The organism is Paraburkholderia sp. JHI869, from assembly GCF_038900775.1.
GTDB lineage: Bacteria > Pseudomonadota > Gammaproteobacteria > Burkholderiales > Burkholderiaceae > Paraburkholderia.
In genome coordinates this window covers 1-19,075 of sequence record NZ_JAYMSC010000064.1, presented here as the reverse complement: position 1 = coordinate 19,075, position 19,075 = coordinate 1, and the positions used below count along the sequence as shown (strand labels likewise).

20 protein-coding genes are annotated in these 19,075 nt (G+C 64.7%); 7 read left to right on the top strand and 13 right to left on the bottom strand.

From position 1 onward, the window contains the following. The 4 genes from VSR72_RS43420 to VSR72_RS43405 all read right to left on the bottom strand — a co-directional run. Positions 1-194, bottom strand: a 194-nt coding sequence (locus VSR72_RS43420) for a c-type cytochrome (protein WP_342958331.1), incomplete at its 3' end; no start/stop codon positions are given. Then, on the bottom strand, positions 194-976 hold the full coding sequence (locus VSR72_RS43415) for a BON domain-containing protein (RefSeq protein WP_342958330.1): 783 nt from the start codon (positions 974-976) through the stop codon (positions 194-196). The genes VSR72_RS43420 and VSR72_RS43415, both read right to left, overlap by 1 nt. A 28-nt stretch (positions 977-1,004) precedes the next feature. Next, positions 1,005-1,592, bottom strand: a complete 588-nt coding sequence (locus VSR72_RS43410) for a phosphoheptose isomerase (protein WP_342958329.1) — start codon at positions 1,590-1,592, stop codon at positions 1,005-1,007. Between the two features lie 114 nt (positions 1,593-1,706). Further along, positions 1,707-2,204: a YraN family protein gene (locus VSR72_RS43405; RefSeq protein WP_342958328.1), complete on the bottom strand. Its 498-nt coding sequence runs from the start codon at positions 2,202-2,204 to the stop codon at positions 1,707-1,709. A 16-nt stretch (positions 2,205-2,220) separates the two neighbouring features. Between VSR72_RS43405 and rsmI the strand changes: the two genes are divergently transcribed. Next, positions 2,221-3,123: a 16S rRNA (cytidine(1402)-2'-O)-methyltransferase gene (gene rsmI, locus VSR72_RS43400; protein ID WP_342958327.1), complete on the top strand. Its 903-nt coding sequence runs from the start codon at positions 2,221-2,223 to the stop codon at positions 3,121-3,123. A 145-nt stretch (positions 3,124-3,268) separates the two neighbouring features. Here rsmI and VSR72_RS43395 read toward each other — a convergent pair whose 3' ends face one another. Next, positions 3,269-3,868 (bottom strand): septal ring lytic transglycosylase RlpA family protein, encoded by a 600-nt coding sequence (locus tag VSR72_RS43395; RefSeq protein ID WP_342958326.1) that lies wholly within the window; start codon positions 3,866-3,868, stop codon positions 3,269-3,271. A gap of 768 nt (positions 3,869-4,636) precedes the next feature. Between VSR72_RS43395 and VSR72_RS43390 the strand changes: the two genes are divergently transcribed. The 3 genes from VSR72_RS43390 (at position 4,637) to VSR72_RS43380 (ending at position 6,476) form a co-directional block, all read left to right on the top strand. After that, positions 4,637-5,281, top strand: coding sequence for an MBL fold metallo-hydrolase (locus tag VSR72_RS43390; RefSeq protein WP_342958325.1), 645 nt, complete (start codon positions 4,637-4,639; stop codon positions 5,279-5,281). Positions 5,282-5,295: 14 nt separating this feature from the next. Beyond that, the gene (locus VSR72_RS43385) at positions 5,296-5,928 is read left to right on the top strand and encodes an exonuclease (RefSeq protein ID WP_342958324.1); all 633 of its coding nucleotides are present in this window, start codon (positions 5,296-5,298) and stop codon (positions 5,926-5,928) included. Positions 5,929-6,005: 77 nt separating this feature from the next. Beyond that, positions 6,006-6,476: an Lrp/AsnC family transcriptional regulator gene (locus tag VSR72_RS43380; RefSeq protein WP_174479506.1), complete on the top strand. Its 471-nt coding sequence runs from the start codon at positions 6,006-6,008 to the stop codon at positions 6,474-6,476. A gap of 64 nt (positions 6,477-6,540) precedes the next feature. On the opposite strand, the gene VSR72_RS43375 is transcribed toward VSR72_RS43380, so the two are convergent. The 3 genes from VSR72_RS43375 to VSR72_RS43365 form a co-directional block, all read right to left on the bottom strand. Next, positions 6,541-7,734, bottom strand: coding sequence for a cation diffusion facilitator family transporter (locus VSR72_RS43375; protein ID WP_342958323.1), 1,194 nt, complete (start codon positions 7,732-7,734; stop codon positions 6,541-6,543). 304 nt (positions 7,735-8,038) lie between these two features. Beyond that, the gene (locus VSR72_RS43370) at positions 8,039-8,347 is read right to left on the bottom strand and encodes an H-NS histone family protein (protein WP_342958322.1); all 309 of its coding nucleotides are present in this window, start codon (positions 8,345-8,347) and stop codon (positions 8,039-8,041) included. 415 nt (positions 8,348-8,762) lie between these two features. Further along, the gene (locus VSR72_RS43365) at positions 8,763-9,440 is read right to left on the bottom strand and encodes a pyridoxamine 5'-phosphate oxidase family protein (RefSeq protein WP_342958321.1); all 678 of its coding nucleotides are present in this window, start codon (positions 9,438-9,440) and stop codon (positions 8,763-8,765) included. A 149-nt stretch (positions 9,441-9,589) separates the two neighbouring features. Between VSR72_RS43365 and VSR72_RS43360 the strand changes: the two genes are divergently transcribed. After that, positions 9,590-10,810 (top strand): MFS transporter, encoded by a 1,221-nt coding sequence (locus VSR72_RS43360; protein ID WP_342958320.1) that lies wholly within the window; start codon positions 9,590-9,592, stop codon positions 10,808-10,810. Between the two features lie 98 nt (positions 10,811-10,908). On the opposite strand, the gene VSR72_RS43355 is transcribed toward VSR72_RS43360, so the two are convergent. Together VSR72_RS43355 and VSR72_RS43350 are read right to left on the bottom strand one after the other, a co-directional pair. Beyond that, on the bottom strand, positions 10,909-12,054 hold the full coding sequence (locus VSR72_RS43355; RefSeq protein ID WP_342958319.1) for a branched-chain amino acid ABC transporter substrate-binding protein: 1,146 nt from the start codon (positions 12,052-12,054) through the stop codon (positions 10,909-10,911). 570 nt (positions 12,055-12,624) lie between these two features. Then, entirely contained in the window at positions 12,625-13,755 is a 1,131-nt protein-coding gene (locus VSR72_RS43350) for a nitronate monooxygenase (RefSeq protein ID WP_342958318.1), read from the bottom strand. 232 nt (positions 13,756-13,987) lie between these two features. Between VSR72_RS43350 and VSR72_RS43345 the strand changes: the two genes are divergently transcribed. Beyond that, positions 13,988-14,686: a dienelactone hydrolase family protein gene (locus VSR72_RS43345; protein ID WP_342958317.1), complete on the top strand. Its 699-nt coding sequence runs from the start codon at positions 13,988-13,990 to the stop codon at positions 14,684-14,686. A 180-nt stretch (positions 14,687-14,866) separates the two neighbouring features. Beyond that, positions 14,867-16,381, top strand: coding sequence for an amidase (locus VSR72_RS43340; protein WP_342958316.1), 1,515 nt, complete (start codon positions 14,867-14,869; stop codon positions 16,379-16,381). 82 nt (positions 16,382-16,463) lie between these two features. On the opposite strand, the gene VSR72_RS43335 is transcribed toward VSR72_RS43340, so the two are convergent. The 3 genes from VSR72_RS43335 to VSR72_RS43325 form a co-directional block, all read right to left on the bottom strand. Then, positions 16,464-16,775: a high-potential iron-sulfur protein gene (locus VSR72_RS43335; RefSeq protein ID WP_028203157.1), complete on the bottom strand. Its 312-nt coding sequence runs from the start codon at positions 16,773-16,775 to the stop codon at positions 16,464-16,466. A gap of 206 nt (positions 16,776-16,981) precedes the next feature. Continuing rightward, entirely contained in the window at positions 16,982-18,088 is a 1,107-nt protein-coding gene (locus VSR72_RS43330) for an NAD(P)/FAD-dependent oxidoreductase (protein ID WP_342958315.1), read from the bottom strand. A 187-nt stretch (positions 18,089-18,275) separates the two neighbouring features. Beyond that, on the bottom strand, positions 18,276-18,590 hold the full coding sequence (locus VSR72_RS43325; protein WP_342958314.1) for a DUF4148 domain-containing protein: 315 nt from the start codon (positions 18,588-18,590) through the stop codon (positions 18,276-18,278). Positions 18,591-19,075 lie beyond the last annotated feature (485 nt).

Below are 19,075 nucleotides of genomic sequence, written 5' to 3'. Positions count from 1 at the left end.
CCCTTGTACTTCGCAGCGACATCCTTAAACGAAGGCCCAACCAGCTTGCGATCCACCGCATGGCACCCCATGCAAGCATTAGCCTGAGCCACCTTCATCCCATCCGCAACAGCAGCAAAAGCCGGCGAAGCGAACCCCAAACCAGCCCCAGCAACCACCACCGCCGCAACCAAACCACCAACAAACCGCACCATCACAAAGCCCCCGTATTCCCCGGCTTCGTAGCCGAAGAATTCGACACCGGTGCAGGTGCCTGGTGCTCAATAGGCTGCGAAGTCACACCCGCATCCGGCACCGCCCCAACCGTCGGCGCATCGGCAGCAGGAGCCGCCGCCGGCGCACTGGCCGCAGCCGCCGTCGCCACCGCCGCCTGTTGCGGATCGATGTACTGATAGCACTTCACCACCTGCGACACGCCCATCACGCCGGCGGTCGCGTTGGCTGCGATACTGCCTTCATCCGGCGTTACAAGCCCCATCAGATAGATCGTGCCGCGCTCGCTCACCACCTTGAAGTTGTTCGCGGAGATGTCCTTATAGGCAATCAGTTCCCCCTTCACGCGTCCTTCGAGGTACGAGTCGTTCGCGCGCGAGGAGAACGAGCTAGCTGGCTGCACCGCCAGCTCGTTGACGATCGATGCGACGTTCGTCACGGCTCGCACGATGCTCTCGGCCTTCTGCTTCGAGGCGTCGTCGGGCACTTCACCCGTGATCAGCACGCGCTGGTTGAACACCGCCACGTTCACGTGCGCCGTATCGGGCAGTTGCTTGCTGAGATCGGACAGCGCCTTCACCTGAATCTCGCGGTCCTCGGTTTGCGATCCCACCGTGCGGCGGTCGGTTGCCACCAGCGCCGTGCCGCCCGCCGCGCCCGCGAGCGCCAAAAAGCAGCCCTGCAGGCTTGCGCAGAGCGAGGCTGCGAAGCCGATCGTCAGCGTGGTCCGTGCCAGCGCGCGCGTCATGCCGTATCTGCTCATCAAGTTCCCCTCTCTTCGTCTTACGGTGTCAGTCTTCACCCAGCAGCATCGCGTCGATGCCATCGCACAGGCAGTGGATAGTTAACAGATGCACTTCCTGAATACGCGCCGTCCGCTCGCTCGGCACACACAGCTGGATGTCGGTATCGGCGAGCACGCTGTTCACATCGCCGCCGCCCTTGCCGGTCAGCGCGATCACGACCATTTCGCGTTCGTGCGCTTCCTGAATGGCGGCCAGCACGTTCACCGAATTGCCCGAGGTCGTGATGGCGAGCAGCACGTCGCCGGGCTGGCCGAGCGCGCGCACCTGCTTCGCAAACACCTGTTCGTACGCGTAGTCGTTGGCAACGGCGGTGAGCACCGAGGCGTCGGTGGTCAGCGCAAGCGCGGGCAGGCCCGGACGTTCGCGCTCGAACCGGCCGATCAGTTCGGCGGCGAGTTGCTGGGCGTTGGCGGCAGATCCGCCATTGCCGCATGCGAGGATCTTGTTGCTGTTCGCGAGCGCGGCGAACATCGTATCGACCGCGGCGGCAATCGGGACCGCCAGGGTTTCCATGGCCGCGTGCGCAATGACTGCGCTATCGCGGAAGTGCTGTTGAATGCGTTCGACGGACATCGACTCTCTAATCTGTACTGCGGGTATCGCAAAATTTCCGCATGTTGCGGCGTGCCGCAAGTTTAGCGCACTCAGGGGCGTTCATTTTCACCCTTCTTTTTAAAGGCCCAAGTTTTAGCTCTCGTGCGCTTCCGCGTGAAACGCGTCGCGCAGCCACACGAGCCGGCCGCTCTCGAACGCGATCACGTCGAAGCGGCACGCGGGCAGCGTTCGCGCTTCGCCATTCGCATCGGCGCCGCGCCAAGTCGCTAGAAAGTGGCGCGCCGCGCGCAAAACGCGCTGCTGTTTGCGCCACCCCACGCTCGCCGCCGCGCCTCCGAATTCCGGCCTCGCGCGTGCGCGCACTTCCACGAAAACCAGCGTGCCGTCCCGCTCGCGCATCACGAGATCGAGTTCGCCGCCGCGGCAATTCACGTTGCGCGCGACCAGCTCCAGGCGCTCGCGCCGCAAAAACGCCAACGCGTGCGATTCGAAACGCGCGCCTGTCGCGCGGCGTTTGGCATTCGACTGCGCTCGCGCGCAAAAGTTGTCTGCGCGTGCGCGTTCGCTCGCGGCGCTTCCCTCGGATGCGCTTGCGTCCGCGTGGCACAATGTCGGCCTCTTTTCTTGCATTCGCGCGTTCCGTGTCATGACGTCCCTCTCGTCCCCCTTCGAACTCGCACAGGCCCAGCAGTATCCGGCCGCCACGCTGTACGTCGTGGCAACGCCCATCGGCAATGTCGCCGACATCACCTTGCGCGCGCTGCACGTGCTCGGTCTCGTCGATCGCATCGCCGCCGAAGACACGCGCAACACCGGCCAGCTCCTCGCGCGCTACGGCATTTCGAAGCCGCTCGTCGCCGTGCACGAGCACAACGAGCGCGAGGCGGCGCAGCGCGTGATCGAGTTTCTGCGCGCGGGCGAGCGCGTGGCCTGTGTTTCCGACGCGGGCACGCCCGGCATTTCCGACCCTGGCGCCAAGCTCGTGGACGCCGTGCGCGCCGCCGGCCTGAACGTCGTGCCGCTGCCCGGCGCAAGCGCGCTCGCCACGGCGCTTTCCGCTGCCGGCGACTGGGTGTCGACGTTCACGTTCCTCGGTTTTCTGCCGCCCAAGCCCAAGCAGCGCGCAACCGCATTGCACGCGCTCGCCGCGCATACGCACGCGATGGTGTTTTACGAAGCCCCGCATCGCATCGTCGAAACGGTTCAATCGATCGCCGATGCGTTCGGTCCCGCGCGCCGCATCCTCATCGCCCGCGAATTGACGAAGCTACACGAGTCGCTGTGGAGCGGCACCCTGGCCGAAGCGCCAACGTGGCTCGCAGCAGATGCCAACCGTCAGCGCGGCGAGTTCGTATTAGTGGTGGAAGGCGCGAGCGAGCAGCCAGAAGGCGAAGCCGACCACGACGCGCTCTTGCGCGTGCTGCTTCAGGAAGTGCCGGTGAAGGGCGCGGCGAAGATCGCGGCGGCGCTTACGGGCGCGTCGCGCAATGCGCTCTACGCGCGGGCGCTGGAATTGAAGGGGGAAGGCGAGGAGGAAGCGGAAGACTGAGCCGCCAGCCAGGAACCAAAGCCAGAAAAACCGAAGGGCCGCCTGAGTCAATCAGGCGGCCCTTCGCGTATCCATCCAACAGTGCCAAGCGATTCAGTCTCAGGCGCGTCGCGGCGCACCCAGCGCCACGCCGAACCGAATCCGCTTAGTGATCGATGTTCGAGTTCGCGGCAACCATCTCCGCTTGTGCTTCCTTCGCTTCCTGGCGCGAGAGACCTTCGATGTCCACCTTCGCCGTACCCGCGTGCTGCACGCCAAGCAGCTTGGCCGCGGCATACGAGAGGTCGAGTACACGGCCACGTGCGTACGGGCCACGGTCGTTGATCTTCACCACCACCCACTTCGACGTGCCGGGCACGCTCACGCGCACATACGAGCCGAGCGGCAGCGTGCGGTGCGCAGCCGTGAGCGCCTTCATGTTGAAGCGCTCGCCGCTTGCGGTGCGGCGGCCGTGGAACGCGCGGCCATACCACGAGGCGCGGCCGATCTGGTGGAACGAGTGGATGTCCGGGCCGTTCTCGTCGATCGCTTCCGCGTTCGCGAGCGAGTTGTCCTTGGCGGTGCCCGATGCGGGCAGCGCGGCGAGCGCGGAGCCGTAGCCCTGCGGCGCGGTGAATGCCGCGTCCTTCGTACGAAGGGCGTCGTTCGATGCCTGGTCCTGCTGAGCAGGCGGCATGGCGCAACCGGCCAGAATGGACACGGCTGCAAGACTCCCGAGTCGTCGTCGAGTCAGTCTAAGGTTCATAACATTGCCATCACGTTTTCGAAGCCTGTCCCGCGCCATGTGTGCGCGTTGTCGGAAAAGCTTCGGCGGTCGCGGGCAGAGCTACGCCATCGCTCGCCTGGAATGAAAAAGGCGAACGCGTGCCAATGCCCGGATGCAGCCTCAATGAGCCGCTAACCGCTAGTTATCTTTCACGTCTGGCGCAACCTGTCCCCGGCAGCCTGACCAGACCCCACATGCCGCCATCGAACGATGAAACTCGTTCAGGCACGCCGGAAACTCTCGGCGCACAGGAACGGCGGCGTAGGCCCCACCCAGCGTCACGGCATGTAGGCCGTTGCAGGCGCGTGGCACCTGGCTGGGCAAGACGTGCGGCATCGAACGGATCGACACCTGATTTGCCATCTTGTAAGGCAGCCTCTTTCAGCTAGCCTTCAACGACAGCACTGCTTGACGGCGATGTATGCGACCTCTTTTTTACGAGGGTCACACCGCCCTTTGAAAGCACGAATTCCGTGCGTGATGGGTCGCATTATACCCAAAAGTTATTCCTGTCACGTCTGTGCCCCACAAAATGCCATGATTTTTCACTATTGATGTAACAAAGCCGTTCGTCTTGCGCCGCCGCATCCCTTGTCAGACAAGGGATTCAGGCCGCCGCGAGCGACGTCGGCGGCGCTTCCTGCACCCCGGTACAATCGATCCTTTGGCTGGGGCCACCGGCGCGCACCGTCGCAATCGATGCGTTGCAGCGCCCGCCCCGCGATACCCGAACCCCACGAACCCCGCATGAAAGTCACGCTGATTCCCGTCACGCCGTTCCAGCAAAACTGCTCGCTGCTCGTCGACGAAACGACGAACCGCGCCGCCGTCGTCGACCCGGGCGGCGACCTCGATCGCATCGAGGCCGAAATAGAGCGCCAGGGCGTGCAGCTGGAAAAGGTGCTGCTCACGCACGGCCACCTCGACCACTGCGCCGGCGCGAAGGCGCTCGCCACGAAGTTCGGCGTGCCGATCGAAGGCCCGCAGGAAGACGAGCGCTTCTGGATCGACCAACTGCCGCAGCAGAGCGTGCGCTTCGGCTTCGGTCACGCCGAGGCGTTCGAGCCCACGCGCTGGCTTCAAGACGGCGACACGGTGCGCTTTGGCGACGAAGAACTCGAGGTCTATCACTGCCCCGGGCACACGCCGGGTCACGTGGTCTTCTTCAGCCGCAAGCACCGGGTCGCCACGGTTGGCGACGTGCTGTTCGCGGGTTCGATCGGGCGCACCGACTTCCCGCGCGGCAATCATGCGGACCTGATCCGTTCGATCCGCGAAAAGCTCTGGCCGCTGGGCGACGACGTCACGTTCGTACCGGGTCATGGCCCGGTTTCGACGTTCGGCGAGGAGCGCCGCTCCAACCCCTACGTCGCAGATGGCGTACCTGGATGAGAGTGAAAAGTACGATGAATCAAGTCGCTATTGAGGAGATTTACGTCAGCACCGACGTCGAGGCCGATGGTCCGATTCCCGGCCCGCATTCGATGCTGAGCTTCGCGTCGGCGGCGTACACCGCCGACAAGCGTTTGATCGCCACGTTCTCGGCCAATCTCTCGACGCTCGAAGGCGCAGCGCCCCACCCGGTGCAGGCCGCCTGGTGGGAGACGCAGCCCGAGGCGTGGGCCGCCTGCCGCAAGGATCTGCAAGACCCGGCGGCGGCGCTCGTCGCTTACGTGGAATGGGTGGAGGCGCTGCCTGGCAAGCCCGTGTTCGTGGCGATGCCGGCGGGCTTCGATTTCACCTTCATGTTCTGGTACATGATGCGCTTCGCCGGACGTTGCCCGTTCTCGTGGTCGGCGCTCGACATCAAGACGCTCGCCTTCGCGATGACGGGCCTGCCGTACCGCAAGTGCATCAAGCCGCGCTTTCCGAAGCACTGGTTCGACGACCATCCGCACACGCATGTCGCGCTCGACGACGCGATCGAGCAAGGCGCCCTCTTCTGCAACATGCTGGCCGACCTGCGCGCACAGCAGGCCGCGCTGGCCGCTGATGGGGACGACTCAGGGCAAAACGCCGCGAGCACTCCGGCAAATTAGGTAATCTCCCTCATCATCTGCGCTTCGCATTGCGTTCTGTTCTCCTGGCCTCTACTATTCAGGAATACAGCGACGCAATGGAGGCGCAGTTGACACTCGATACGTTCTCTCAGAAGATCCTGCGCCTGCTGCAGCTGGATGCGCGCCGCTCGGTGCAGGAAATCTCCGACCAGGTGGGGCTATCCAGCACGCCATGCTGGCGCCGTATCAAGGACATGGAACAGTCGGGCGTGATCCAGCGCTACACGGCGCTGCTCGATCGCGAAAAGCTTGGCCTGCACGTCTGCGCGCTCGCGCATATCCATCTCACGCGGCACACCGAAGGCGGCGTCGAAGCGTTCGAGCGCGAGATCGCCACCTGCCCCGAAGTCACCGAGTGTTACAGCACTACGGGCGAATCGGACTACATCCTCAAGATCGTTGCGCCCGACATCAAGGCGTACGACGCTTTCCTGCACGAGCGCATCTTCCGCATTCCCGCCGTAGCGCAGGTGCGCACGAGCGTCGTGCTGCGGGAAATCAAGTTCGATACGCAATTGCCGCTTTGAAGCGACGAAGGCGCGACGCAATCGCTTTCGCGCCGTTCCCAGTCTTCGTGCCGCTCACCGCGACTCAATGTGTCTCGCGCGGCTTGTCGTGCCTGGCCAGCGCGCCATGCGCATCGAGCGACTGCATCACGTCGAGCTTGCTCGCGCCGAGGCTCACGCGCAGCGCTTCCAGGTCCACTGCGGCAACGCGGCGCGCGTCGTCGGCCGCGGCCAGCACCGCCTGAATCTCCAGCCCGGTGCTCAAGTAGTGCAGCGTGATCGCTTCTACGTGTACGTCATGCTCCGCCAGCGCGTTGCGCAGGCGCTCCGCCACGTCGTCGCGCGGCGGCAGGTTGGCCACGGAGCGCACATGCATGTCGTCTTCGGGATCGACGTGAATCAGCGCGTCGAGCACGCGTGAATCGGTGAGCAGGCGCGCGCGCGCCGTCTCCGCGATGTAGTGCCCTTCCGAAACCGAAATCAGCGGATCGACGAGGATGTGCGCATCCACGAGCGCGAGGTCGCCGGTCTTGCGCGTGCGCATCTCGTGCACGTCGAGCACGCCGGGCGTTTCCGTTAGCAGCGCGCGCAGGTCCGCGGCGGCGGCTTCGTCGAGTGCGCGGTCGGAGAGGTCCTGCAAAGCGTCCCAGCCGAACACCCAGCCCATGCGCGCGACCATGAAGCCGACGATGGCTGCCGCGATCGGATCGAGCAACCGCACGCCCGCAAGGCTGCCCACAATGCCGATCGCCACAACCAGCGACGAAGCCGCATCCGAGCGCGCATGCCACGCATTGGCGATCAGCATGGCCGAGCGCACGCGCTGCGCCTCGCGCAGCATGTAGCGAAAGAGCCCTTCCTTGGAAACCAGCACGAGCAGAGCGACGACCAGCGCGCTCACATGCAGCGCCGGAATATCGCCGAGATTCATGATGCGCGTGCCGGCGCGCACCAGCATGCCAACACCCACCGCAATTAATAATGCGCCGAGGAATAACGACGCGACCGTCTCATAACGGCTGTGACCGTAGTTATGATCGGCGTCCGGCTTTGCGCCACTATGCCGGTTGGCCAGCAATACGACAAAGTCGGAAACGATATCGGCCAGTGAATGCACGCCGTCGGCGATCAACGCCTGCGAATGCGCAAACACGCCGATGACGATTTGCAGCACCACCAGCACGCTATTGACGCCAACACTCACCCACGTCGTGCGGCGCGCGACCTCGTGTTTATCTGGTAACTGCGCTGATAACGGTGGAGCGGCGGAGGAAGTCATGCGCGGCGAGAGAGCAAATTAGGGAATAACCGCGATTGTAGCGACCGTGTGCGTCGATTTTATGGATATCCCTAAAAATCTCTTTTAAATCAGATGCCTACAATACCAGGAAGCATTCTCATTCACGCCGCGGATACGGCCAGTTCTAGCTGGCGCCGTGCAGAAAATCAAAAAGCCGCGCGTCCCCGGACTGCGCGGCTTCTTGTTTTCGAGAATCAGGCGATCGCTTGCCCGACCCCGCTCCTGCTTCGACTCATGCTCAGCGCGTTCAAACGAGATTCAAGCGCGCCGCTGACAAGTTGATTTACTTCGAGATCAGAAACCGATCGCGGTCTTGACCGGCAATCCAGCGCGGCGGCTTGCCGCGGCCCGACCACGTGCTGCCGCTGTCGGGATCGCGGTATTTCGGCGCGACGCTCGCACGCGAACGGCTGGCTGCCTTCGCGGCTTTGGCGCTGGCGCGGCCGCCACCGAGTTCAGCCAGGGTAATGCCGTAGTCGGCCATTTTCTGCTTGATCTCGTCGAGGACTTCGGCATATTCGCGAGCCTTCGCCTCTTCAATCTGCTTTTCCAGCTTTTCTCGCTGAGCGAGAAGTTCCTTGTAGGAAGACATAGGTGCCCTTGTGGTTTGATCTTTAAAGGCTACTGATCTCGTGCCAGTATGCCGATTGATAGATGCGTGCCTCGGAAATCGGTGGCGAGATTAACACAGATTTGAATGCCGGGCTGCATGTAAGGAATAAAAATAATTAAAACCAGATTTCGAATCCAGTGCCTTCCAGCAAGGGTCTAACTCATTGTCATTTCGTGCAAATCGGTATTTTTACTAAATCTCCCATTTGCCAGATAAATCCGCATCTCATAATTAGCAGGAGATGAAAATTAAATGCTTTGAAATAGGTCAAACATTTCATCGCATGACAACTTTGCGTCAATCAACGGGGACAGAAAGCGGTTGCTGCGAAGCAGCACGTGGCGAAACGCTATATAGACGGGCGGATAACGCCCGCATGGGCGGAATAAACCCGTCACGGAGTATGGCGCTCAATGCAGTCCGCTAGCACCGCATGCAAGGATTGCAAATCAAGCTGCGGCGCATCGAAAACGAAGCGCGTGCGCGCGCCGTCGATCACGAGATCGGCGCCGTAGCGGTCCACGCCCGCCAGATCCAGTCCGGCGCGCCGCGCGGGGTGCGTTTCGAAAAAGCGGATCAGCGTGGTTTCCTCGGTCGGCGCCAGCGGCTCCAGCGTGTCGAGATCGGCGCCGTCCATCCAGCCCATCGCGCCAAAGCCGCCGATATAGCGCAGCCGCTCGACCTGCATGACCCAGAAGGTGAAGTCGCCGAGCGCCAGATAACGCTCGGCATCCGGGTGATAGCGCACGTAGCGCCGCGCCAGCGCCTCGTTCGCTTCGAGGGCGCCGGCCTCGACCGGTTCGAAGCGGCCGAGCAGCGTGGCGCGCGGCGCGTTCAGCACGTCGGCGGCGGGCGCGTGCGCGACGAGAAAGCCCGCGCGCGGGTCATCGAGCAGATTGCGCGTGTGCTCGGCCAGCCGGCTCACGAGGATCACCGGTCGATGCCGCGCGTCGGGCGCAAACGGCAGCAGCGTGGGATACGGGAAGCCGCGCGGCTCGCGCGCGTGCGTGGCGAGCGTGCCGGTGGGCGTCTGGTGCAGCAGATGCAGCGGGGCGTGAGCGGGAATCTTCAAGGGCGCGTCCTCGAACGATGGATCTTCACGATATTAGAGCAGCCGGCTCGGCAAACACGCTCCGACAGGCCAGTCGCACCTTCGTTAGAATCATCGTTTGCTTTCAGGCGCCTTCCTGGTCCCTTCTCTTCCTCCTACCCGGAATTCCCGTGTCCGACCGACCGACCGATCCCGCCCTCGCCGTTGCGAGCCCAGCCGCCCACCATCGGACGCTGCCCGCCGCCACGCGCCATCGCGCGCGCATCGCGACCATGGCGCTCTTTTTCGTCGCCGGCATGATGTACGCGTCGTGGGGCGTGCACGTGCCCACGGTGCGCGACAAGTTTCATTTGAGTCCGGCGTTACTCTCGTACGCGCTCTTCGCGGTGGCAGGCGGGTCGATCGCCGCGATGACGACCATCGGCGGCTGGATCGCGCGCGCGGGCTCGCGCCGTGCGTGCCTCACCGGTGGCCTCACGATGTCCGTGTGCGGCGCGCTGATTCTGGTCGTGCCTTATTACTGGATGCTGATTGTCGTGCTCGCCTTTTTCGGCGTGGGCATGGCCACGCTCGACGTCGCCATGAACGCCGAAGCGAGCGCCGTGGAGGAGGCCGTCGCCAAGCCGATCATGTCGGGGCTGCACGGCATGTTCAGCCTGGGCGGCATGGCGGGCGCGGCGATTGGCGGTGCGCTGCTCGCGCGCGGCATGGCGCCTGCGCTCCATCTCTTTCTGGCTTCGGCGCTTGCGGCGCTCGTGCTCTTTGTCTCGTGCCCGGCCGTGCTGCCGCATGTGCCGCACGCCACGCACGGCGAGCACGCGAAAACGGGCAACCGCTGGCGCACGCCGGCGCTCTGGGCGCTCGGCGCGATTGCGCTCATCGCGCTGATCGCCGAAGGCGCGATGTACGACTGGGCCACCGTCTACATGCGCGACGTGGTCCTCTCCACGCCCGCACTGGCGAGCGCGGCCTACGCGGCGTTCTCGGGCGGCATGGCCGCTGCGCGCTTCGCTGGCGACGCCGTGCGCGCGCGCTTCGGCGCGCCGCAACTCGTGATGGCAAGCGCCTCGCTCGCATGCGCGGGCATGATCGGCGCGCTGCTGCTGCCGTTCTCATTCACCGCGCTCACGGGCTTCACGCTGATGGGCCTCGGCCTCGCCAACATGATGCCGGTGCTGTTCGCGGCCGCCGCGCGCGTGAAAGGCATCCACGCGGCCGAAGGGCTCGCGCACGTCGCGGGCATCGCTTATTTCGGCTTGTTGTTCGGGCCGGTGGTGATCGGCGGCATTACGCAGGTGACCAATCTCACGGTCGGGCTCGCCGTCGTGGCGTTGTGCGCGGCGCTCGTGGCGTTTGCGGGGCCGAAGGTGTTGCGGCGGCTGGGGATCTAACGGCGCATCGAATATCGCATCACACAACAAAAAAAGCCCGCAGGTCCGAAAACCTGCGGGCTTCTCTAATTGCGAATGCGCAGAGCGCTAAACGCGATTTACATCTTCACGACGTCGAGCAACGACTTCTTGCCCGACTTGTAGTTGTACAGCGAGATCACGCCGTGCTTGAGGTCGCCCTTCGAATCGAAGGTCGTCTCGCCAATCACGCCCTTGTAGTCCGTGGTCGGCATTTCGGCGAGGATCTTTGCCGGATCCGTCGAGTTAGCACGCTTCATGGCGTCGACGATGATGTACACAGCGTCATACGTGAACGGTGCGTAGATCTGGATCGGCTGGCCGAAGCGCTTCTCGAACTTGGCTTCGAATTCCTTGCCGCCCGGCATCTTTTCGAGCGCCATGCCGGCTTCCGAACACACGATGTTGTCGGTCGCGTCGCCGGCCAGGTCGGCCAGCTTGTCGGTACAAACGCCGTCACCCGCGAGCACCTTCGCGCGCAGGCCAAGCTGCTTGGCTTGCTTGGCGAACGGGCCGCCGGTGGCGTCCATGCCGCCGTACATGATCGCGTCGGGGTTTTCGCCCTTGATCTTCGTCAGAATTGCGCGGAAGTCGACGGCCTTGTCGTTGGTCGCGTCATGCGACACCACGTTCATGCCGAGCGCCTTGGCGGTCTTCTCGAATTCGTTCGCGAGACCCTGGCCGTAAGCCGTCGAGTCGTCGACCACCGCAACGGTCTTGACCTTCAGGTTCTTCGCCGCGTAGTTCGCGAGCGCCGGGCCCTGCTGGGCGTCGGTCGCCACGACACGGTAGGTCGTCTTGAAGCCTTGTTGCGTGTAGGCCGGGTTCGTGGCCGACGGCGAGATCTGCACGATGCCTGCATCGCTGTAGATCTTCGATGCCGGGATCGACGTGCCCGAGTTCAGGTGGCCGACGACGGCAACGACCTTGTCGTCGACGAGCTTCTGCGCGACCTGGGTGGCCGTACGCGGGTCAGCTGCGTCGTCTTGCGCGTCGAGCGCAAGCGTGACCTTCTGGCCGCCGATCGTGAGGCCCTTAGCGTTGATCTCTTCGACTGCGAGACGTGCACCGTTTTCGTTGTCTTTACCGAGGTGCGCAATCCCACCCGTAAGCGGCGCGACGTGGCCAATCTTGACCGTAACGTCTGCGCTCGCTGCCGTTGCGAACGACGCGAACATAATGGCCGCAGCGCTGATCGGCAACAGCTTGTGAAGCTTGATAGTCATGTAAGTCTCCAGTTTCGAACCCAAAAGCTACGTAATCGCCCAGTGCTCCCGCGCCCCGAACGTGTCGCTCCCCGTGCGGACGACCACGCAGGATGCATCCTTGATGCACCTGGCCAGTATGGCGAATGGTCCGTTCATGGCGGGCCGCCCATCCATACTTGCGCGCAAGTGTAGGTGATCAAATTAATTTGGGGGATTTTTTTCAGATATTGGTGCGAGTACCAATATGCGCACTGCAAGAACAGTTCGAAACCCTGATCAATCGACCGCAAGCCTTATGTAATAAGGCATCCCGACTTTGGATCCAATTACTGGGATATTCCCTGAGAGGGCTTGCGAGTATCCTTTTTGAGATTATTTGACGGGAGTTATTGGTGTGTTAGCGCACGCGTTCCGGGAATACACCAGGACGTGTTTCGACTATATGAAAACCCCTCGCATTCGCGATAACGTTTGCGAGTTGCGCTGTCGTCGAGCACGCGCTTTTTCGCGCGTGCCAGTTCAAGTAAGCATTCGATTAATTTCGGACGCCGATGCGTTGCACACAGTCGTCACATGCGACCACGCGCCTCACGATCCGCGACTGAGTTTGCCTGACACGATGCGCCATTCGGCATCGAGCGCAGCGACGATTTGCGCCGCGCCGAGACCGGCTTCGCGAGTGCGCGAGAGCGGTGCGCCCTGCCCCGACCATAGCGAAAGATAGTCGCCGTCGTTCTCGCGCGCCGCGCGCTGCCGCAACGGCTGCGTGAGCGCGTTTTGCACGGGATAAGGCGCGACCGACTCGGGCCGCGCCTCGAGTTGCTGCATGAGCGAATTGCGAATGCCGCGCGCGTGGCGCCCGGTGATGGCGCGCGTGACCGAGGTCGCGGTATCCGTCGATGCACGCAGCCGCGCTTTCCAGTCGGCGGGAATCGCGCTTTCCGCGCAGCCGAGGAACGCGGTGCCCATCTGGACGCCTTGCGCGCCCAGCGCGAGCGCCGCGGCGATGCCGCGTCCGTCCATGATGCCGCCTGCCGCCAGCACCGGCAGGCCGGCCGTAGCGACTGCATCCACGAGTTGCGGCACCAGCGCCATCGTGCCGATAAGCGCATGCGGAGCCTCGCCGATGAACGTGCCGCGGTGCCCGCCTGCTTCAGCGCCTTGCGCGACGATCGCATCCGCGCCCGCATCACGCCACGCGAGGCCTTCGGCGACATGCGTCGCCGTGCCCATCACGTAGCTGCCCGCCGCGTGCAAACGAGCGACATCGGCCGCGGGCAAGAGGCCGAACGTGAAGCTCACCACCGGCACACGCAGCTCGATCAGCATGTCGAGTTGCGCGCGAAAGTCGGGCGCATAACGTGCGAGCGCTTCGCCCGGCCGGAGGCCGTGCTGCGCGGCCACCGGATCGATGACTTCGAGCGCGCGCCGCACAGTGGCTTCGTCGGGATTCGCGGGGTCGAGCACGAAGAGATTCACGCCGAAGGGCTTATCCGTGAGCGCGCGAATCGCGGCGACTTCGCTCGAGATCTTCTCAGGCGCAAGCGCCGCCCCGGCGAGAAAGCCGAGTCCGCCCGCGTTCGACACCGCCGCGACGAGCGCGGGCGTGGTCGGGCCGCCCGCCATCGGCCCCTGCACGAGCGGCAGGCGCAAACCAAATCGGCGGCTGAACGGGGTGGAAATGGCGGGTGACGTGCGCAACGCGGGAGCAGAACTCATGACGCGATCCTTGTATGGCTGAATGAGCGGTGACGATGCAAACCGCTACCGACTCTAGCCAAGGGCCGTCTGGCCGAAAAATGAATAATCGAGATCATTACGATCCGCTTGCGAGAATGACCCGCGCTGCAGAGGGTCAAGGGCCTATGGCAAACTGGCTCCCCGATTTCGCGATGCGTCACGCTCGGCTGCGACGCATCGCATGACTCATTGATGAAGACGGAGAAACAACATGAGCGTTTCGACCAAATGGATCGACATTCCCGCCGGCAATGACAGCTTCGGCGCGTATGTCGCGCTGCCCAAGGGCGGCAAGGGCCCGGGCATCGTCATCCTGCAGGAGATCTTCGGCGTGAACGGGCACATCCGCGACGTCGTCGAGCAATACGCGCTCGACGGCTACGTGGCGATCGCCCCCGATGTGTTCTGGCGCGCCGCCCCGCGCGTCGAACTCGAATACGTGGGCGCGGACCGCGACCGCGGCATCGCGCTGATGCAGAAGACGGACGTCAACCTCGTGGTCGAGGACATCGCCGCGACGGCGGCCGCGCTGCGCGCGCTGCCCGAGTGCACGGGCAAGGTCGCGGCGATCGGCTACTGCTTCGGCGGTCGTCTGGCCTACCTCGCGGCCGCGAGCGGCTCGGTGGATGCAGCGGTGTCCTACTACGGCGGCGGCATCCAGAACCAGCTCGATCTCGCCGACAAGGTCACCAAACCGATGCTCTTCCACTACGCCGAACTCGATCACGGCATTCCGCTTTCGGCGGTGGGCCAGGTGAAGGAGCGTTTCGCGGGCCGCCCGAACGCCGAGTTCCACCTGTACCCGAACGCCGATCACGGCTTCAACTGCTCGGTGCGCGCGTCGTACAACCAGCATGCTTCGGCGCTCGCGCATGGCCGCACGCTGAGCTTCCTCGCCGAGCATCTGTAATACCGTCGTCTCGCGGGCGGCGGTGTTGATGCCTTGCCGCCGCCCGTCCGGCGCACGCCTTGATGCATCGATGCGCGCGCAACCACACGCCCAGCGAGCGCGCCGCCCGCTTACACTCCTTGCGTACGCCACCCGCATAAGCCCAACCCGGCCCCAACCCGACGACGAGGAGTGCGCGCCTTGCAGTCCGACTATCTGGAATACGACGCCATCGGCCTCGCCGAACTCGTGCGCCGCCGCGAAGTGAGCGCGCGCGAGCTGCTCGACACCGCCATCGCCCGCGCGGAAGCCACCAATCCCGCGATCAACGCCATCGTCCTCAAGGACTACGAGGCGGCGCGCGAGCGGGCGCTGCGCATCGAGTCGTCTGGCAACGGCGTCAGCGCACTGAGCGAAGGCCCGCTCGCAGGCGTGCCGTTTCTCGTGAAGGATCTCGGCGCGGCGGTGGCCGGGCTGCGCATGACGCTCGGCAGCCGCCATTACCGCCACTACATTCCCACCGCCGACGCCCCCGTAGTCGCGCGTTTTCGCGCCGCGGGCCTGAACATCTTCGGCAAGACGAGCGCCTCCGAACTCGGGCAGATGCCCTACACCGAGCCCGAGTTGTTCGGCCCTTGTCGCAACCCCTGGAATCTCGATCACACCCCCGGCGGATCGAGCGGCGGCGCGGCCGCCTCGGTCGCGGCGGGCATCGTGCCGCTCGCGCATGCCTCCGACGGCGGCGGGTCGATCCGCATTCCGGCGTCGTGCTGCGGGCTCTTCGGCTTCAAGCCGTCGCGCGCGTTTCAGCCGGTCTCCGATGTACCGCCGCCGCCCGGCGCGCTTGGCGTCGATCTCGCGGTTTCACGCAGCGTGCGTGACAGCGCGCTCATGCTCGACCTGATCGCCGGCGACCCCGCGTTGCCCGCCGGTGCGCCCGGCACCTTCCTCGACGCGGCGCGCACACCGCTCGACGGCTCGAAGCCGCTCGCCATCGCGCTGCTGACCGAGCCGATGTTCGCGGACACGCTCTCGCCCGAAGTGCGCGGCGCGCTCGACGACGCCGCCGAACTGCTCACCTCGCTGGGCCATCGCGTGGAGCCGTATTCGCTGCCGGTGAATTACAGCGAGGCGCGCGAAGCGTTCCTCATGCTGTGGTCGGTGGTGGCCGAGCAGTACGTGCTGCATGCCGACGACATCACGGGCACGAAGCCGCACCGCAAGGAGTTCGAGATCGCGACGTGGGCCATGGCGCATATCGGCCAGAAGCTCGGCGAGCGCGAACTGCCCGCGGCGCTCGACGTGCAGCAGCGCATCACGGCCCAGCTCGCCGACCTGATGAAGCGCTACGACGTGCTGTTGTGCCCGACGCTCGCCGCGCCGCCGGTGAAAATCGGCGAACTGAAGCCGAGCCAGAGCGAGCGCATCCAGATGCGCGCAGTTACGGCCATGCCGGTGGAAGTGCTGATGAGAAAGCTGCTGACCGAATCCGCGAACAAGGCGTTCGCATGGGCAGGCTGCACGGAGCTTTTCAACCTGACGGGCCAGCCGTCGATGTCGGTGCCGCTCGCGTGGAACGCTCGTGGGCTGCCGATAGGCATTCAGTTCGCCGCACGCGAGGGCAACGACGCGTTGTTGCTGCGCCTCGCGGCTCAGCTGGAGGCGGCGCGCCCGTGGTTCAACCGTCGGCCGCCTTTGCTGCAGGCGCGGCTCTAGCGCGCTCGGCCTGCTACGGACACGGGCGGTTGCTCAGGCGCGCGGGGGTCTACGCGCGTGGGCAACCGCCCGCGCCGCTCCATCACGCCTTCTTGTTATAGGCGCTGCACCAGCCCTTGCCCGCGACCTGCTTGCCGCCGAACATCGGGCACGGCGCGAACGCGTCGGTGGCCTTGCCCTGGTAGAACGTGCAGTTGCTGCAGTCCTGGCCGGCGGCGTACTTCGCGAACTTCGCCTTGTCGACCTTGGTCGCGTCGAGCTTGTAGCCGAGCGCCTGCGAGGTGGGATCGGATTCGGCAGCCTTGGGCGCGTCGGCGAAGGCCTGGCGCGAAAGCGCGAGCGTCGAAGCGACGCCGATGCTCGTAATCAGAAAGCTGCGACGGGACGATTTCATATGACTCACTCCAGTATTGTGGCGATTCGTTCGCTGGGGTTTTCGTGCGGCGCTGGTGTGTGGCGCGCGCCGCGCATGCCTCTGAGCCGCTCTGGTGGCGGCGTCGCGAAGAAGCTTAACAACGAAGCAAGCCCCGGTGACGCTGCAATGCTGGAGATAAGTGAGCGGCATGTTGCCGCCCGACGGTTAAGGCAAGCGAGCCCGGATCAATCGAACGAAGCCATTTCGCACACGCGCTGCGCGATCGCAAGCGAAGCCGTGAGCCCCGGCGACTCGATGCCGAACAGGTTCACGAGCCCGCGCACGCCGTGCGAAGCCGCGCCCTGGATCATGAAATCGGCGGGAGGTTCGCCCGGCCCCGAGAGCTTCGGGCGAATGCCCGCGTAGGCCGGCTGCAGCGCGCCGTCGGGGAGCGCGGGCCAATAGGTGCGGATCTGCGCGTAGAAGGAATCGGCGCGGCGGGGATCGACGTCGTAATCGACCGCATCGATCCATTCGACGTCGGGGCCAAAGCGCGCCTGGCCGCCCAGGTCCAGCGTGAGATGCACGCCGAGGCCCGCGTCGTTGGGCATCGGATAGATGAGGCGCGAGAACGGCACGCGCCCCGAAACGCTGAAGTAATTGCCGCGCGCGAGATAGAACGGCGGTACGTGGCGCGCGTCGAGCCCACGAATGCGTTTCGCGAGCTTCGTGGCGTAAAGGCCCGCGCTGTTGACCACGCAGGCGGCGCGAATGTCGATCGGCGCGTCTCCGCCCGTTCTCACGGTGAAGCCGCCGCCGAGCGCGTCGATCGACTCGACCGGCGACTTCAGCGCGATCACGGCGCCGTCGCGCTCGGCGTCGCCTTGCAGCGCGAGCATGAGCTGATGGCTGTCGACGATGCCGGTTTGCGGCGAGTACACGGCCGCGACGCATTCGAGCGCCGGTTCGAGCGCGAGCGCCTCGCTCCCGCTGATACGCGTGAGGTCGAACACGCCGTTTTCTTTACCGCGCGCGCGAATCGCCTCGAGTTGCGGAATCTGGTTCGCCGCCGTGGCGACGAGCAGCTTGCCGCAGCGCGCGTGCGTGACATTGCGCGACGCGCAGTACTCGTAGAGCATTTCGCGCCCGCGCACGCACAACGTTGCCTTGAGCGAGCCGCGCGGGTAATAGAGCCCGGCGTGGATCACCTCACTATTGCGCGAACTGGTGCTGGTGCCGATGGCCTCGGCGGCCTCGAGCACGATCACCTCGCGCCCGCGCGCGGCAAGCGCACGCGCTACGGCGAGGCCGACCACGCCCGCGCCGATCACCACGCATTCGATCTGGTCCATGTCCCTGCGTCCCGCCTTCGCAGCGCCGGCAGGCAAGCCCGCCGCGCCGCGCTCCTCTCTGCCATGGGGCCGGCGGCGCAAATATCGCGCCGCCGCGTGACAAAAATTGTACGCCGCCCGGCGAGGAGGCTACGCCAGACTCTCGCCTGGAAAGCGCGGAAGGGCACAGAGGACGTGAGCCGAAACGTCAGTTGGCGGCGCTGCGAAGGTGGAAGAAACCCGCCGTGACCTGCTCGCGCGGCGCGGTATAGCCGCCCATCGCGTATTGCTGCGGATAAGCCGGCGAATTCGGGTCCAGACTCAGTTCGCCGTGAGCACGGGCGCTGGCCAGTTCGGCCTTCACTTCGGCGCGCGTCTTCGGGGCGTTGTTCGTGGCGACCGCCGCGACGGTAAGCGATTGAACACGCGGCGCGGCCGTATCGTCGCCGGCGAATGCGGGCGCGGCGGCAAGGGCGGTGGCGGCGCTGACCAGCAGGGCAGCAAGCGTAACTGACGTCTTCATGGCAATGCTCCTTCGAGACGATGCCCGGCAAGCTTTGCAACACATGCTGGCCAGCCGGCGGAATCCGGACGACGTGTCGGACGCGTCGCAGCCAGTGTAAACACGGGCTATCGAAAAACCATCCCGATTAGGAACAAGTCAGCGTTGCCGCCTCGACAACAATACGTGGAAAATCACCCCATGGAACTTATGGTTGTTGCACTTCAATAACTAATCGCTCGGCACGCCATGGTTGAAGCGCGCCTGCCGCGTCCCCATGTGTAATGAACCGCTGCGGTCCGGCGTTTGCGAACCCGGTATAGGATCGATGGTCAGAACGTACCCGCCCCGCCGTAGTGTTGCCGACACTGTCGCCTCGCGCGGCGCCGTGCACGGAGCCAACAATATGAAGTTGTGGATACATTGCCTTGCCGTGACGCTGTTTGCCGCCCTCGCGGGAACGAGCGTGTGCGCGCTGGCGCAAGGGACGGCGCAACCGGCATATG